We start from the raw sequence: 14803 nt of genomic DNA, 5'->3' as shown, positions 1-14803 counted from the left end.
ATTATAAAAAGTATTGTAATTTTATCCTAAATCGCCTCCTGCAACCGCAAGGGTTGAGCCCGTAATATATTTTGCTTCATCGGAAGCCATAAACAAAATAGCTGCCACTTGATCGTCTATAGTGCCGTATTTTTTCTGCAAAGAGGATTCTCTCGTCTGATCAACGATTTGCTGGTACCAAAGTTTTTCTTCTTCACTTTGAGGGTTTTCATTTCTTGGAATAATGCGTTGAGGTGCTTCTGTTCCTCCTGGAGCAACACCAACAACACGAATATTATTCTCAGCTTGTTCAAAAGCCAATGAAGCCGTTATTGCATTTACACCGCCTTTTGCCGCGGCATAAGGAACTCTGTTCACACTGCGCGTTGCTACCGATGAAACATTTACGATAACCCCACCGCCATTTTCAATCATCGCGGGTAAAACGCTTCGGCAACCCCATAGAGTTGGGTAAAGCGAACGATTTATTTCTTTAATAATTTCATCTTCTTGATAACTTTCGAAAGGTTTTGCCCAAATGGTTCCGCCGACGACATTGATGAGAATTTCAATTTTTCCAAAAGCATCGATGGTTTGTTGCGCAACTTTTTGAAACCCTTCAAAGGTTTCTAAATCCGCTTGAACGGCAATAACATCAAATCCTTGTTTTTTAAGTTCTTCCGCAATTTCTAAAACCACGGGAGAGCGATCCACCAAAACGGTTTTGGCACCTTCGTTCGCTATTCGTACGGCCACACCTTTACCAATGCCTTGTGCAGCACCGGTGATTATGGCTACTTTATCTTTAAATCTATTATGAAAAATCATGGTAAGTTTTTTTTAGATTCCCGTAGGAACAAATTTTTCAGTATAGAAATTGGAGTGTTTTATTTGATTTTCTTCTAATGAAGTTTTAACCGCTTCTACCATTGCGTTGGGTCCGCAAATGTAAACATCGTAAACATCAGCCGTCAATACTGATTTATTAATCCATTGGGTAACAAAACCAGGGGCATGATTGTCTACCGTTTCGTTAGACGTACAAGTGTACACTTTTAGATTAGTCCCCAAAGCATGGATACGATCCAATTCTACCACATTCTCTGCCGTTGTAGCACCATAAAATAATTGGACATCTTGATTATTTCCTTCTTTTGCCAATTTTTCTAACATGGCAATAAAAGGAGCAATTCCAGTTCCACCAGCAAATAAAAGCGTTGGTTTCGTGAATTCGCGACTATAGAAACTTCCGATAGGCCCTGTAATGTTTAGTTTTTCGCCCACTTTTGCAACATCTCTCAAATAATTGCTCATTAAACCATCTGGAATTAAACGAATTAAAAATTCCATTTCATTGGTGTCAGGCAAACAACTAAATGAATACGAACGCGTTAGTCCTGAACCTGGAACTTCAATATGTGCGTATTGTCCCGCTAAGAAATTGATGCTGCTACCATCAGAAATTTTAGCTTTCAGCTTTACAATTTCTGACGAAAGAAGCTCAATAGCGGTAATTTCAGTTTCGTGCATTGTAGCAGCTACTTTACAGGCTTCAGAACTTGCCAAAATATCGACAACCATATCCGATTCAGGACGCATTTGGCAGGCCAAACCGTAACCCTCAGCAGCTTCGTCATCAGATAAAGCTTCTTCGATATAATCTCCCGGATCAAAAGTTCCAGATTTTGATAAACATTTACAAGTACCACAAGCACCGTCGGCACAATCAAGAGGAATGTTAACTCCCACGCGATAGGCGGCTTCTGCTATAGTTTCGTTTGGATTGCTTTCGATAAAGCGCGTTACGCCATCTTCAAAATTCAATGCAATTTTTGCCATATTTGTGTAAATTAAACGTGATATACATCCAAAACTTGACGGATATAATCGTTTTTAAGAATTATTTTTTTGTTGCTGATTTGAAACGAATTTTCTACTTTTAACAAAGTATAAAATGAGGTTCCAAAATATTGATCTAATGTTTGGTAACGAAAACTGTTGGTATGCCAGTTGAAACGCAGTTTAATTTCCGTTTCGGTTTCTTCAAAAACTTCTATATTAGTGATGTTATGCGCTGTTCTGGGTTCCGGCATAGAAGCCGATGATCTTTCGGTTTTGATGCGAAAAATGCGATCTTCCAAACCTCCTTTATTTGGATAATAAATCAACGAAATTTCGGATTGAGGATCTTGCGTCAGTTCATCTTCATCGGTCCAAGCAGGCATCCAGTACTCGCAATCCTCATGGTATAATTTCAACCATTCGTCCCATTGTTTATCGTCAAGAAAGCGGGTTTCTTTGTATAAAAAGGCTAGTATTTTGTTATAATCTGTCATTTTTTTGAAAATTAAACGGTTGTGGTTTTTTCTTCCTCGGCAATAGCTTTTTTTAAAGCGCTTTGCCAATACTCATGCTGCATCAGGAACAAACCTTCGTCTTCCGATTTAATTCCGCTTAATTTTGGATTTATGCCCATTTTTATCGCGTTTTCGTCAGGACCATAAATCCAATGTTTAGCACCTCGGCTCATATCACTGTATTTTAAAGCGATACCGTTATAACCTATTTGGCAAGAACGAAATTCTTCTAAATCATCTGGAGTTCCCATACCTGTTACGTTGAAGAAATCTTCGTATTGACGAATACGTGTAGCTCTTGCTTCTGGATCTTCTCCTTTAGGAGCAAAACAATAAATCGTTACTTCTGTTTGGTCAACCGATATTGGTCGAACCACGCGGATTTGAGTCGAAAACTGATCCATCAAAAATACGTTTGGATAAATGGCTAAATTTCGGGTGTAATTAATCATGAAATCCGCTTTATCTTCACCATACTTTTCACTTAATTGGTCTTTGTATTGGAAATTTGGACTTACTTCCGGATTTAATTTTCGGGTCCATAACAAAATATGTCCATTTTCGAAACCATATACTCCAGCTACCGATTTGGACCAAGAGTTGGCGTCGACAGCTTTTGTTCCTTCTTTTTCATAATTACGACGCCCCATAGTTGCCACATAATTCCAGTGAACGGAACTTACGTGATAACCATCGGCTCCATTTTCAATTTGCAGTTTCCAGTTTCCGTTGTATACGTACGATGAACTTCCTTTTAAAACTTCCAAACCATTTTCAGCCTGATCAACCATTTGATCAATGATGACTTTGGTATCTCCCAAATAATCTTCTAACGCTTGTACATCTGGATTCAAACTTCCGAAAAGGAAACCTTTGTAAGATTCAAATCGGGCCACTTTTTTCAAATTAAGCTCACCTTCAGAATTGAATTGATCCGGGTATCCGGCATCTCTAGGGTCTTTTACTTTTAGTAATTTACCAGAATTGTTAAATGTCCAACCATGAAAAGGACAAGTAAATGTCGCTTTATTCCCTTTTTTGTGGCGGCACAACATAGCTCCTTTGTGAGAACATGCGTTGATTAAAGCATTTAAAACGCCTTCTTTGTTTCTGGATATAAAGATTGGTTGGCGCCCAATATAGGTGCTGTAATAATCATTTTGTTCGTTAATTTGACTTTCGTGTGCTAAATAAACCCAATTGTTTTCATAAATTGCTTTCATTTCCAAATCGAAAAGATCTGGATTGGTAAAGGATTCACGATTGTGTTTGTACTGTCCAGCTTCTTTATCGTCAACCACTAAACCGTCTATATACTCTTTTGTGAGGTTGTTCATGTTCTTAATTATTAGTAGTAAATCCTTTTCAGGTTGTTCAATCAATGCGGAAAGAATCTAAATATTAATTGGTTTTAAAGAATCGCAGTCAAAAGGAATGCGATTCTTTAGAAGGAATAATTGAAGTTTATTATTTTGCGCTAGAAGCTCTTCTGCTACGTTTGTTTTCTCCCGGAACAAGTTCGGCATTATCGTGAACCATATTAAAATCAAATGCTATAGCTGCATGCGCTTCATCTTTACCAGCTACTTTGGCTTCCTCAATTGATTTGCGAACGATATGAGGAACCAATTCAGGACGCGTTGCGAATGCGAAATCGTCATAGGTTAATGGATCTCCTTCAATATTGATTTGCGTTGTTAGTTTTCTGTAATTTGGTGCGGTCACAAAAAAGTGAATGTGTGCCGGACGAGATCCGTGACGTCCTAACAAAGCCATTAATGTATCAGTTGATCCGCCTGGAGGACAACTATAACCTACAGGAACGAACGATTTGAATTCGTATTTTCCGTCTTCTCCGGTAATGATTGTACGACGTAGGTTATATTCCGGCTGTGAGGAATCAAAGATAGAATACAAGCCTTTTAAATTGCAGTGCCAAATTTCCACTTTAGCACCTCCAATTGGGTTTCCTTCTTCATCGCGAACTACACCGGACATGTATAATCTTTCGCTATTGGGTTCTGGAACTGTTTCCAATTCGGCGTATGATTTCGATTCTGGAGCTCCTGCCACATATAAAGGACCTTCGATTGTACGAGGCGTTTTCAATTCAATTCCGTCTTGTTCATCTTCCCAATCCATTTTTACATCGATGAAACGCTCGATTCCTAAACCGGCATATACTAATCCCCACTCGTTATTTTGTCCTATTTGAGTCAAGAAATCGCAAGCCTTCCACATTTCTTCAGAAGTGATGTCTAAGTCGGCCATTGCATTGAATAAATCTTTTACAAGACGATTTACAATCTCTTTAACTCTCTCGTTTCCTTTTCCTTCTTTTTCTGGTGCAGTTATTTCCCTTATTGCGGCATCTATCACTGCCTGATCCATTCTTTTCATAGTAATATTTTTTTGTTTTTCTATTTTTTAAAGCATTGTTTCACGAACAGCATTCGGATGTTTGCATAAACTTTTTACATTGATTGTCATATAAGGGAACAGCGGCAATGAACTGATAATTTTGTGCAATTCATCTGGACTTTCCACATCTAAAACACTGACATTGGAATATTGTCCTGCCACGCGCCATAAATACACCCATTTTCCGGATTTTTGATGTCCTTGGGAACAGGCTTTTTCTCTTGTGATATAATCCTGTAGTTTTTCTTCATTCCAGGATTCAGGGATGTGTACATCCATTTCTACTAAATATAACATAGCTATTTTCGTTTGTATTTTTCAATTTGATTCATGTCTAATTCAATCCCCAATCCAGGACCTTGAGGAATTTCCATTACGTTATTTTGGTAAACAATGCGTTTTTTTACGATGTCATCGGTTAAAAGTAAGGGGCCGAAAAGTTCCGTTCCCCAATCAAGATTTGGAAGCGAGGCAAAAATATGTGCCGAAGCCAATGTTCCTATGGTTCCTTCCAACATGGTTCCGCCGTAAAGCGATATTCCGGCTCCTAGAGCAATCGCGGCTTGGTGTTGTATATTGGTTAAGCCACCTGATTTTGAGATTTTTAAAGCAAAAACACTCGCTGCATGAATTTTAGCTAATTTGAAAGCATCAACTACAGTTCCTGCGGCTTCATCAGCCATGATTGGAACTTCGAAGTATTGGGTTAAACGCGCTAATCCTTCAAAATTGGTTTTTATAATGGGTTGCTCAATTAAATCGATACCTGCATCTTGTAATTTTTGAATGCCGCGTTTTGCCACTTGTTCGCTCCAGGCTTGGTTCACGTCTACCGTTACTTTTATATCTTCACCCACCGCTTTTTTGATGGCAGCCACGTGAGCGATATCAATTTTCGGATCGTTGCGGCCAATTTTTAGTTTAAACGTATTATGGCGGTTTTCCTTTATTAATAGGTGTGCTTCGTCTATGTCTTTTTGGGTGTCTCCGCTGGCAAGCGTCCACAAAACAGGTAAAGTGTCAGTAATAGCACCTCCAAATAATGCCGAAACCGGTACGCCTAAACGTTTTCCTTGAGCGTCGAGCAGCGCTGTTTCAATTCCTGATTTGGCAAAATTGTTTCCCGAGACGTTTTTATCAAGCATCTTCATTAATGCGTTGATTTGTGTGGCAGATTTCCCAACCAATAGCGGGCTGAAATAGGTGTCAATGTTCAGTTTTATTCCTTCTGGCGATTCATCGGCATAACTAATTCCGCCGATAGTGGTCGATTCTCCGATTCCTTCAATTCCATCGCTGCAGATCAAACGAATAATAACCATGGCCTGACTTCTCATCACTGCCATAGAAAGATGGTGTGGACGGATTGTTGGTAAATCAACAATTATAGTCTCGATTTTTTCAATAAGGGGATACTCCATTTTAATAGCTGTAAATGTTAATTTCACAAAAGTGAGTGCTTACAAATAATAACTGAGTACTCACTTACTATTTGATAATCACAAATTTATAACTAAATAAAAGGTCTATTATAGGACTATTGGATTAAAAATGAGACAAATCAAACCAAATGGATAAAAATATATAAAAGAGGTTAGTGGATCTTTACGCCAATTTTTTCGCGAAATGCTTTTGGAGTTAATCCGGTTCTTTTTTTGAAAAGACGAGTGAAGTAGCCCGGATCTTCGAAACTTAAATTATACGATATTTCAGTAATGGAATTATCTGGATTGGTAAGTGCCAATTGTGCTTCGGTGATAAAAAAATCAATGATGATGTCTTTAGGAGATTTAGCGGCTATGGTGTGACAGATGCGATTGAGATGTCCGGCAGAAATTCCTAATTCACTCGCATATTTTTCTACTGTTATCTTAAAAGAATTGGAAACCTTGATTAATTGCTGAAATCGCCTAAAGTATATTTTTCCCGAATTATCGGATGAAGTGATGATCTTTCTTGATTCGGAAGGGAGGCGATACAATTGAACAATAATCTGTCCGACTAAATTTTGAAGCATCAGCAATTTTCCAGGAAGATTGTTTTGGTATTCTGCTACGCATTTTTGCATGGTCTGGTAGACTTCCGTCAAAGTTTCGTCGCCAGAGTTAATGGCTGTAATATGTATGGCATCCATTTCAAAAATAACATCCGCTTCTCTATATAACATGTTTTCCAAGACTTTGTCCGATAGTGTTATAATCCAACCGTTCATATCGGTTTTGTGCTTGAAACCATGTTCGGTATTCTTTGGAACGGTAATGAAGCAAGGGCCAGAAAGTGCATATTGATTTTCATTGAAAATGAGTTCGGTACTTCCGTTTTCAATAATAAAAATCTGAAATAGATTGTTGTGTATATGAGGTTTTACTTCACCGTCGAACTGTTTTCCGATCACTCCAAAAGGATAAACATTAATTAGACCTTTAACAAACTCAATAGAGTCGTTTCCGTAAAGGCCTTCATAATATAGTTTTTTCAGCACCGTTAAATAATAAGAATTTATTCAAACAAATTTAATGAAATTAATTAAACAAATCTATTTTGTAATGAAACGGATAGTTGTATTACTTCTTTTGTGGCTGAGTGGTTACATTTTTTTTAAAATTATTGAAGCTTTGAGTAATTAATCTGTTGTTGGAGTATAAATTTCGCCTTCGTCTATTTTCAATAATGGACTACAATAAAAGGTGGGACTATTTTTTCCGAACAAAAGACCTTGCTTTTCGGAATTGTTTTGCTACTTTTTGCTTAAGCTGTTGGTTATAAATAAACCAACCTCCAATGGCTCCGATAAAACTTCCTAATGCAATATCCATAAACCTTGCAGAAATAATGATTTCCGAATTATTGCTAAAAGAACTTCCGGCTTCTGTTAATAAAATAGTCATAGGAGTTATAAAAACAACAGCCAAAGCATAGTGCCTAACAATAAGTATTTCTATAATAAACTGTAAAATAAAAATACTGATACAAATGCTTAAAGGGGTTTTACAAAACAGTAATATTGGCCAGCAAAGTCCTATGCCTACAAATGTTCCTATAATGCGGTGCACTACTCGTTCCCATACATGATACAAGGAAATACCCTGCATTACGGCAAGACAGGAAATAGGAATCCAATAGGGATTCTTCATATCGAACAAATGTCCGATAATTAATGAAATAAACATAAATAACCCAATAACTACAGATTCTATCACAGGAACTGCTTCTCCTTTTTTGATACTTATCGAAAGAGCTTGAGTAGTAATATTCTTTTTGTTCGTAAGTAAGCCATGAAACAATGCAAGCAAACAGGCTAAAATAGTACCTAAAACGATAAGTCCTATTTTTTGAGGAATGACATCAAATTTAAATGTTTGACAACTTGCCATAGAAGCAATCATAATAAAGAAAAAGCTACCGGGTGGATTCGTTCTGAAATAAGTGGTCACCCAATGGATTCCCATTGCGAATAAGCCAAATACAATGGAGGAAATATAAGCGTTAAAACTAAACCCAATTCCGACTGCAAGAGAAAGTATAAATCCAAACGAACAAACCAACATAGTTAACATCCTACTTGCCAAGGGAAGTGATGGTTGATAATACAAAATAACCAACCCACCAAGACCTGCGGATAAACCCATTTGTAGATTACCTAGGAATAATCCTAAAAAAATAGGGATACCTAAACATAAAGCAGCTAATAACGGAATATGCCAGATACGCTTACTTTCCTTTATTTTAAAAAAGTTTTTAGTCTCAGTTTTAATAAATATTTTAATATTCTCCAAAGTGTCCATTTTTTATATATTCTGGACAGTAAAGTTAAATCTTTTAAGCGTAAAACAATTTGAAATTAGAAATTCACCCTGCTGGAAAAATAATTTATTTGAGTTAAAACAACAAATCACTTGAGATTATTGAAAAATTGCAGAGGTAGATGTGCAACAACTAATAATTTATTTTAGTAACTTAGTGAAATGAATTAGCCCTTCTCTTTATTCTAAATTGACCGAAGCTGATCTTGATAATAACGGCATATTCGCCAAATAGAATTTCGTCCCCGTACAACTTAACGACAGATGATTTGCTGCCTTCTATATACTTGAAAAAAGGTAAATGCGGGTGCTGTTGTGTTACCGCCAATAAGTATTAGGTTTATCACTTTTATCGATACCGGAAATAAATATAATGTCAACATAAATTATTAAAAATGAAACATAAAATAGGAATACTCGCAGTAATTTATTGTAGTTGTTTCGCAAGTCTTAGCTTAATAGCACAACCCACATGGATAAAAACAGTACCAACTGACAAAGTCATAGAATGGCGTCGCCATATTCATCAAAACCCCGAGCTTTCTTTTAAAGAAAAGAACACCTCAGCCTATGTTGAAAAGATTCTTAAAAGCTTTGGCAATATTAGCGTACAAAAACCAACTGCTACCAGTCTACTAGGTGTTTTAAAAGGTTCGAAACCGGGCAAAACGGTTGTTTTTCGTGCTGACATGGATGCTTTACCTTTACAGGAAGAAACGGGTCTTCCGTATGCGTCTGTTGTAAAAGACGTGAGTCATGCCTGCGGTCATGATGCTCATACCGCCATGCTTCTTGGAACGGCTGCTACACTTTCTAAAATGCAAAAAGATATTTCTGGTACGGTGTATTTTTTATTCCAACATGCCGAAGAAGAAGATCCCGGAGGTGCCTTGGAAATAATCAAATCAGGTGCTTTGAAAGGCGTGGATGCTTTTTTTGGGCTGCATGTTATTCCCAATAATCCTGTGGGTCATATAGGTATTCTTCCTGTTGGTGCTGCTTCTACAACATCCGATGGTTTCTATCTTACGGTTTTCGGTAAAGGATCGCATGGTTCTATGCCGCAATTAGGAGTCGATCCTATCGTTACTGCTGCTGAAATTGTTATGGGTTTACAAACTATCGTATCGCGTAATGTAACACCGGGCGAAATGGCTGTTGTATCTATTGGTAAATTCCAATCGGGTAAAGCGTCCAATGTGATTCCTGATAAAGCTGAGTTGGCAGCATCCATTCGAACCATTAGTGATCCTACCCGTCAGTTGATTAGAACCCGAATTGAAACCATAGTGGATCATATCGCAAAGGCAAATGATGCAACTTATAAACTAGATTACGTTTTGAGTTATCCCGCGATTGAAAACGACCTCGCTCTTTCGGCTTTCGCAAAAAAGAGTGCTACTAAGGTACTGGGAGCTAACCGGGTATTTGATGCTCCGCGTATGACAGCCAGTGAAGATTTCTCTTACTATAAAGAAGTGGCGCCGGTATATTTTATGATTTTAGGGGTTGGACCTGGAGTAGCCAATCATAACCCGAAATTTAATATTGACGAAGCAGCTTTATCAAATGGAGTAAAAGCGGAAGTGCAAATTATCTTGGATTATTTAAATCAATAATAAAAACAAACCATTTATCAGAAAATTCCATTTTTGAAATTTCAATTGGCTTAGACAAATAATAATCCTAAAATGGTTTTTAATATTCACACGCTAATAATAATAATAAAATCATGATAAAGAAAATCCTTTTTTTAATTGCAGTATTTGTGTTTCAGTCACCAACAAGTGTTATAGCGCAAAAAACAAAATGGACGGTTGATTCATTACATACTTCGGTAAAATTTTCAGCTAAACATTTGGGGCTTTCACTGGTTGCGGGTCAATTTACAAGTTTTGAAGGAAGTATGATGGCGGACAAACTTGATTTTACCGATGCAAAATTCGATTTTGTTGTTACTACTAATAGTATTAATACTAATGTCGCCAAGAGAGATGAGGATTTAAGGTCTGCTAATTTTTTTGAGGTGAATAAATATCCTCAAATGACTTTCAAAAGCACTGGTATCAGAAAACTAAAAGGAGAAAATTATTTACTGACTGGCATACTGACTATCAAAGATGTCTCGAAAACAGTAACATTAAAAACGGTTTTTCACAAAGCTATAACTGATCCTTGGGGAAATACCAGAACCGGATTGCGTGCCGTTTTAACCATTAATAGATTTGATTATCACATTAATCAAAAAGAAACATTTGGCAATAATCAGTTGCAAATAGCCTCTGATATTCAGATTTTCATTGACATGGAATTAATAAAAGACAGGTTATAAACCATAATTGTAAAACCCAATGACGTTGACGACCTCATTCCAATTTGAAATGATTACTGAATTCTATTAGGTGTTGTTCGTGAAAATAAATGATAATTTGTTGATTTTTAATAAACTGTTTTGTGCTTGAGATGAATTTTTTAATGTTTTTTATTGGTCAATTAAAATTGGGATTGGGTGGTCAGTTTGATCGTTTTTTCCAGTAGAAGTTTACTCTCAGTCTGTTTTGTCTTGCAGACCAGTTTTCCATTGTCAAGCTGGTTTTTCCATCGCCTGATATTTTCAGCACTTGTTTCTAATTCCAGAGAGGCTCTTATAATATTATGATATTTATTGCTGAGCTCTACAGCCCAAAATTTGAATTCTAATGTGTAAGAGATTGCCTTGGTTTTTTTTATTTTATTCTTTTTAAACCAAAGATCTTGTGTCTCTGTGTCCACTTTTAGGAATGAACTCCACTTCTACATAACTATTAAAAATAAGTCTATAAGAACTTTATTCTGTTACAATCCCATTCCTGTACTCTTTTGGTGAAAGGCCACTTTTGCGTTTGAAAAATTTTCCAAACGCAGATTGATCCGAAAAATGGAGCTGCACAGCAATATCCTGTATCGGTAAATTGGGTTGCTTGAGCAGCAGTTTGGCTTCGCTATATAGCAACTGAAAAATGAAATCAGCTACCGTTTGTCCGCTCAATCGTTTTACAATTTGGGTTAAATGATGCGGTGTGATATGAATGGTTCTGGCATAAAATTCAACCAAATGTTCCGATTGATAGTGTGTGGCTAGTAAATTTAGAAATTGCAAAAAATGTAATTCTTCCCGAGATTGTTGTTGTGTGTCTTCTTTTGATTCTTTCCTTTCTTCAATAATATTACTCAAGTCGAGAAAATATAATCGCAATCCATTTAAAATCATCTCTTTAAAATATCGATGTTGCTCTTCAAGGATAATTTCATCTATTAAAAAAAAACGTTTTTTCAATAAATTAAAGTTGGACAGCGAAAGCTGTAGTAAAGGTGTTTTGTACATTTTTACCCCATATTTTACGCGTTTGTACAACATATCGACGGAGTACATTTCTTCGATGTAGGCGTTGTCTACATATAACAAAAGACATTTGAAATCAGTACTTATTTGGTTCATTTTAAAGAAGTGACCAAAAGATAATAACATCAAATTATGAGGTGCAACCTCATGGGTTTTAAAATTTATCTCAATCTTTCCTCTTCCACTTAAAACCAAAATAAACAAGGTGGATTTTAAATAAATATTGACGTTTAAGAACCTTTTTAATTCTTTGTATTCAAAACTTCGAATGCTTATATTGTCTGTATTTATGAGCGATTCTATAAAAATTTCAGAATCGTTCTGCATGTTGTCTTCAATAATTTTCATAGTAAACAAAGGTAATTAATATTTTAACAAATATTCAAAATAAACCAATTTATCCTTATTTCGGAATACTCCATAGAAACATTAAAAGCGGAAATTTGCACCGTATTATTAACAAATTATATAACGTATGCATAGACTAAAAGGGATTTTTTGTGTGATGTTGTGGGCGATAAGCATCCAGCAACTTTCTGCCCAAAATCAAAAAACAGCAAAGGTGGGATTAACCGATTTGTTCCAATTGGCTGACGAAAATAATCGTGAGCTTAAAATTTTGGACAATAACCTGAAAATAGCGGAAACAGCCGTAAAAGTAGAAAAGGATAAATTGCTTCCTTCTCTAGAAGCTTCTATGGCATTTAGCTATAATGGCGACGGCTGGATTACAGATAGAGATTTCAGTAATGGTTTTAGTGCGCCCATTCCAGATTTCGGAAATAATTTTGCGCTGGAAGCGAAACAGATTATTTATGCCGGAGGCGCCATTAAAACGGCTGTCGGGATGGCAAAAAGAAACCAGGATTTGAGTCAGTTGACTAAAGATAAAGTGCGTCAAAATATCCGTTTTGGCATTGCTGGCTATTATCTTGAAATAATTAAACTGGGCAATCAGAAACAAATTATTGGGAAAAATATCGCGCAAACCCAAAAGATGATTGCGCAAATCAAGGCAAAAAACAATCAAGGTGTGGCGTTGAAGAACAACATTACTCGTTTTGAACTGCAGTTACAATCATATAATTTAGGGTTGTTGAAAATAACAAATACCATTACCATTCTAAATAATGAATTGGTGAAAATGTTGCAACTTCCTGTTGGAACCATTTTAGAGTTGCACTCAGAAGATCAAGCCGTAGCAGAATTGCAAACGGCTAGCGGTGATTCTTGGAAAACATTGGCAACCAATAATTCGCCTTTATTAAAAGAAACGCAATTGCAAACCGAACAAGCAAAAAGCGGCGAAAAATTGGTGAAAACAGATAATTTACCACAGATTTTTGCCTTTGCAGGAGATTATCTTAACGGTCCTATTATGATTGAAATTCCAGTAATAGATAAGAATTTTAATTATTGGTTCGCAGGTGTTGGAATCAAATACAACATTGCGTCTTTATACAAAACTAAAAACAAACTAAAAGCAGCCCAACTTTCTACTCAAAACAGTATAGAAAACCAAGATATCGTAAAAGAGCAATTGGAAAATGATGTTCAAGCGGCATACATTCGCTATTTGGAAACTTTAGATGTCTATAAAACGCAGCTAAAAAGTGTAGATCTTGCCCAACAAAACTATACGGTAATTAAAAACAGATACGACAACGATTTGGTCTTGATTACTGAAATGCTCGATGCTGAGAATGCAAAATTAGATGCCGAATTACAAGCTACGAATGCAAAAATCAATATTCTTTTCCACTATTACCAACTTAAAAAATTAAGCGGAACGCTTTAAAATCATCAACATAAAATATATTAAAAATGAATCATAAAGCTAAAAAAAATACGTACAATGTTATTGTAATCCTGTTACTTGTTGTTGGCGTTGTATGGGTTGGCGCTAAATTTTTTCACTTCGGGAATGTAGAATATACCGAAAATGCGCAAGTGAAACAATTGATTGTTCCGGTGAACAACAGAATTCCGGGGTATATCAAAGAAATTCGTTTTGAAGAATACCAACAAGTAAAAAAAGGGGATACCTTACTTATTATAGAAGACACCGAATTCAGATATCGTTTGGCACAGGCACAAGCGGATTATAGCAATGCTTTGGCAGGAAAAAATGTAGCCAATACAAGTGTAAAAACGGCTGTAAATGACATTACAGTTACTGCTGCAGGTATAGAAGAGGTTCGTACTTTATTAAATAATGCCCAAACCGAAGACAAGCGGTATAAAAATTTATTGAATCAAGAATCAGTTACGCAACAAGAATATGATGGCGTTCACACGCGTTACTTAGCTTTAAAAGCGAAGTACGAAACTTTAAACCGTCAAAAACAAACTGTTGTTTTGGTTAAAGATCAACAAAACAATAGATTATCACAAAATGATGCCGTTATCGAATTGGCTTCTAAAGGGGTTGATTTGGCAAAATTAAACCTTTCCTATACTGTTGTTTTAGCCCCATTTGATGGGTACACTGGTAGAAAAAATATTCAGGTAGGACAACTGTTGCAACCCGGACAAACCGTTGTTGATATGATTGATGACAATACCAAATGGGTAATTGCTAACTATAAAGAAACGCAAACACATCATATTGCTGAAGGTCAAGAAGTAGAATTGGTTGTCGATGCAATGCCAAATGTAAAATTTAAAGGGATTGTAAAATCGCTATCCAATGCAACAGGTTCAAGTTTTTCTATTTTACCCCAAGATAATTCATCTGGAAACTTTGTGAAAGTAGAACAACGTATTCCAGTAAAAATCGAATTTTCTAAAGATAATGACGCACAATTAATCCAGAAATTAAGAGCTGGGATGAATGTGGAGAGTATCGTAAAATATTAATT

General features: G+C 36.2%; 15 protein-coding genes. 4 read left to right on the top strand and 11 right to left on the bottom strand.

The window, feature by feature from the left end; genetic code table 11:
* Positions 1–21 precede the first annotated feature (21 nt).
* From ACMDB5_RS12550 to ACMDB5_RS12510, 9 genes are all read right to left on the bottom strand, one after another.
* Entirely contained in the window at positions 22–807 is a 786-nt protein-coding gene (locus ACMDB5_RS12550) for a 1,6-dihydroxycyclohexa-2,4-diene-1-carboxylate dehydrogenase (RefSeq protein ID WP_413998601.1), read from the bottom strand.
* A 12-nt stretch (positions 808–819) separates the two neighbouring features.
* Positions 820–1818 carry a benzoate 1,2-dioxygenase electron transfer component BenC gene (benC, locus tag ACMDB5_RS12545; RefSeq protein ID WP_413998600.1) on the bottom strand — a complete coding sequence of 333 codons (999 nt, stop codon included), beginning with the start codon at positions 1816–1818 and terminating at the stop codon, positions 820–822.
* A gap of 11 nt (positions 1819–1829) precedes the next feature.
* Positions 1830–2315 carry a benzoate 1,2-dioxygenase small subunit gene (gene benB, locus ACMDB5_RS12540; RefSeq protein WP_413998599.1) on the bottom strand — a complete coding sequence of 162 codons (486 nt, stop codon included), beginning with the start codon at positions 2313–2315 and terminating at the stop codon, positions 1830–1832.
* 11 nt (positions 2316–2326) lie between these two features.
* Positions 2327–3673 (bottom strand): Rieske 2Fe-2S domain-containing protein, encoded by a 1347-nt coding sequence (locus tag ACMDB5_RS12535; protein WP_413998598.1) that lies wholly within the window; start codon positions 3671–3673, stop codon positions 2327–2329.
* A gap of 130 nt (positions 3674–3803) precedes the next feature.
* Positions 3804–4736: a dioxygenase gene (locus ACMDB5_RS12530; RefSeq protein ID WP_413998597.1), complete on the bottom strand. Its 933-nt coding sequence runs from the start codon at positions 4734–4736 to the stop codon at positions 3804–3806.
* Between the two features lie 27 nt (positions 4737–4763).
* Positions 4764–5054, bottom strand: a complete 291-nt coding sequence (locus tag ACMDB5_RS12525; RefSeq protein WP_413998596.1) for a muconolactone Delta-isomerase family protein — start codon at positions 5052–5054, stop codon at positions 4764–4766.
* Positions 5055–5056: 2 nt separating this feature from the next.
* The gene (locus ACMDB5_RS12520; RefSeq protein WP_413998595.1) at positions 5057–6178 is read right to left on the bottom strand and encodes a muconate/chloromuconate family cycloisomerase; all 1122 of its coding nucleotides are present in this window, start codon (positions 6176–6178) and stop codon (positions 5057–5059) included.
* Between the two features lie 173 nt (positions 6179–6351).
* Positions 6352–7239: a helix-turn-helix domain-containing protein gene (locus ACMDB5_RS12515; RefSeq protein ID WP_413998594.1), complete on the bottom strand. Its 888-nt coding sequence runs from the start codon at positions 7237–7239 to the stop codon at positions 6352–6354.
* A gap of 211 nt (positions 7240–7450) precedes the next feature.
* A complete protein-coding gene (locus tag ACMDB5_RS12510) occupies positions 7451–8533 on the bottom strand; it encodes an FUSC family protein (protein ID WP_413998593.1) in 1083 nt (360 codons plus the stop codon).
* Between the two features lie 422 nt (positions 8534–8955).
* Between ACMDB5_RS12510 and ACMDB5_RS12505 the strand changes: the two genes are divergently transcribed.
* Positions 8956–10179: a M20 metallopeptidase family protein gene (locus tag ACMDB5_RS12505; protein WP_413998592.1), complete on the top strand. Its 1224-nt coding sequence runs from the start codon at positions 8956–8958 to the stop codon at positions 10177–10179.
* A 113-nt stretch (positions 10180–10292) separates the two neighbouring features.
* Entirely contained in the window at positions 10293–10892 is a 600-nt protein-coding gene (locus ACMDB5_RS12500) for a YceI family protein (protein WP_413998591.1), read from the top strand.
* A gap of 161 nt (positions 10893–11053) precedes the next feature.
* Here the strand turns inward: ACMDB5_RS12500 and ACMDB5_RS12495 are convergent, their stop codons facing one another.
* A complete protein-coding gene (locus tag ACMDB5_RS12495) occupies positions 11054–11332 on the bottom strand; it encodes a hypothetical protein (protein ID WP_413998590.1) in 279 nt (92 codons plus the stop codon).
* A 55-nt stretch (positions 11333–11387) separates the two neighbouring features.
* Positions 11388–12290: a helix-turn-helix domain-containing protein gene (locus ACMDB5_RS12490; RefSeq protein WP_413998589.1), complete on the bottom strand. Its 903-nt coding sequence runs from the start codon at positions 12288–12290 to the stop codon at positions 11388–11390.
* 127 nt (positions 12291–12417) lie between these two features.
* Here ACMDB5_RS12490 and ACMDB5_RS12485 point away from each other — a divergent pair, with 127 nt between their 5' ends.
* On the top strand, positions 12418–13740 hold the full coding sequence (locus ACMDB5_RS12485) for a TolC family protein (RefSeq protein WP_413998588.1): 1323 nt from the start codon (positions 12418–12420) through the stop codon (positions 13738–13740).
* A 26-nt stretch (positions 13741–13766) separates the two neighbouring features.
* On the top strand, positions 13767–14801 hold the full coding sequence (locus ACMDB5_RS12480) for an HlyD family secretion protein (protein ID WP_413998587.1): 1035 nt from the start codon (positions 13767–13769) through the stop codon (positions 14799–14801).
* Positions 14802–14803: the final 2 nt, after the last annotated feature.

The sequence above is a fragment of the Flavobacterium sp. W1B genome, from assembly GCF_047344965.1.
In the GTDB taxonomy this organism is placed as follows: Bacteria; Bacteroidota; Bacteroidia; order Flavobacteriales; family Flavobacteriaceae; genus Flavobacterium.
The sequence above is the reverse complement of the archived record's forward strand: the minus strand, read 5'-3'. Positions and strand labels throughout refer to the sequence as shown.

What these genes read in the sequence shown, in the direction of transcription:
- ACMDB5_RS12550 (WP_413998601.1), bottom strand. Translation starts at nt 807, where the DNA reads ATGATTTTTCATAATAGATTTAAAGATAAAGTAGCCATAATCACCGGT.
- benC (WP_413998600.1), bottom strand. Translation starts at nt 1,818, where the DNA reads ATGGCAAAAATTGCATTGAATTTTGAAGATGGCGTAACGCGCTTTATC.
- benB (WP_413998599.1), bottom strand. Translation starts at nt 2,315, where the DNA reads ATGACAGATTATAACAAAATACTAGCCTTTTTATACAAAGAAACCCGC.
- ACMDB5_RS12535 (WP_413998598.1), bottom strand. Translation starts at nt 3,673, where the DNA reads ATGAACAACCTCACAAAAGAGTATATAGACGGTTTAGTGGTTGACGAT.
- ACMDB5_RS12530 (WP_413998597.1), bottom strand. Translation starts at nt 4,736, where the DNA reads ATGAAAAGAATGGATCAGGCAGTGATAGATGCCGCAATAAGGGAAATA.
- ACMDB5_RS12525 (WP_413998596.1), bottom strand. Translation starts at nt 5,054, where the DNA reads ATGTTATATTTAGTAGAAATGGATGTACACATCCCTGAATCCTGGAAT.
- ACMDB5_RS12520 (WP_413998595.1), bottom strand. Translation starts at nt 6,178, where the DNA reads ATGGAGTATCCCCTTATTGAAAAAATCGAGACTATAATTGTTGATTTA.
- ACMDB5_RS12505 (WP_413998592.1), top strand. Translation starts at nt 8,956, where the DNA reads ATGAAACATAAAATAGGAATACTCGCAGTAATTTATTGTAGTTGTTTC.
- ACMDB5_RS12500 (WP_413998591.1), top strand. Translation starts at nt 10,293, where the DNA reads ATGATAAAGAAAATCCTTTTTTTAATTGCAGTATTTGTGTTTCAGTCA.
- ACMDB5_RS12490 (WP_413998589.1), bottom strand. Translation starts at nt 12,290, where the DNA reads ATGAAAATTATTGAAGACAACATGCAGAACGATTCTGAAATTTTTATA.
- ACMDB5_RS12485 (WP_413998588.1), top strand. Translation starts at nt 12,418, where the DNA reads ATGCATAGACTAAAAGGGATTTTTTGTGTGATGTTGTGGGCGATAAGC.
- ACMDB5_RS12480 (WP_413998587.1), top strand. Translation starts at nt 13,767, where the DNA reads ATGAATCATAAAGCTAAAAAAAATACGTACAATGTTATTGTAATCCTG.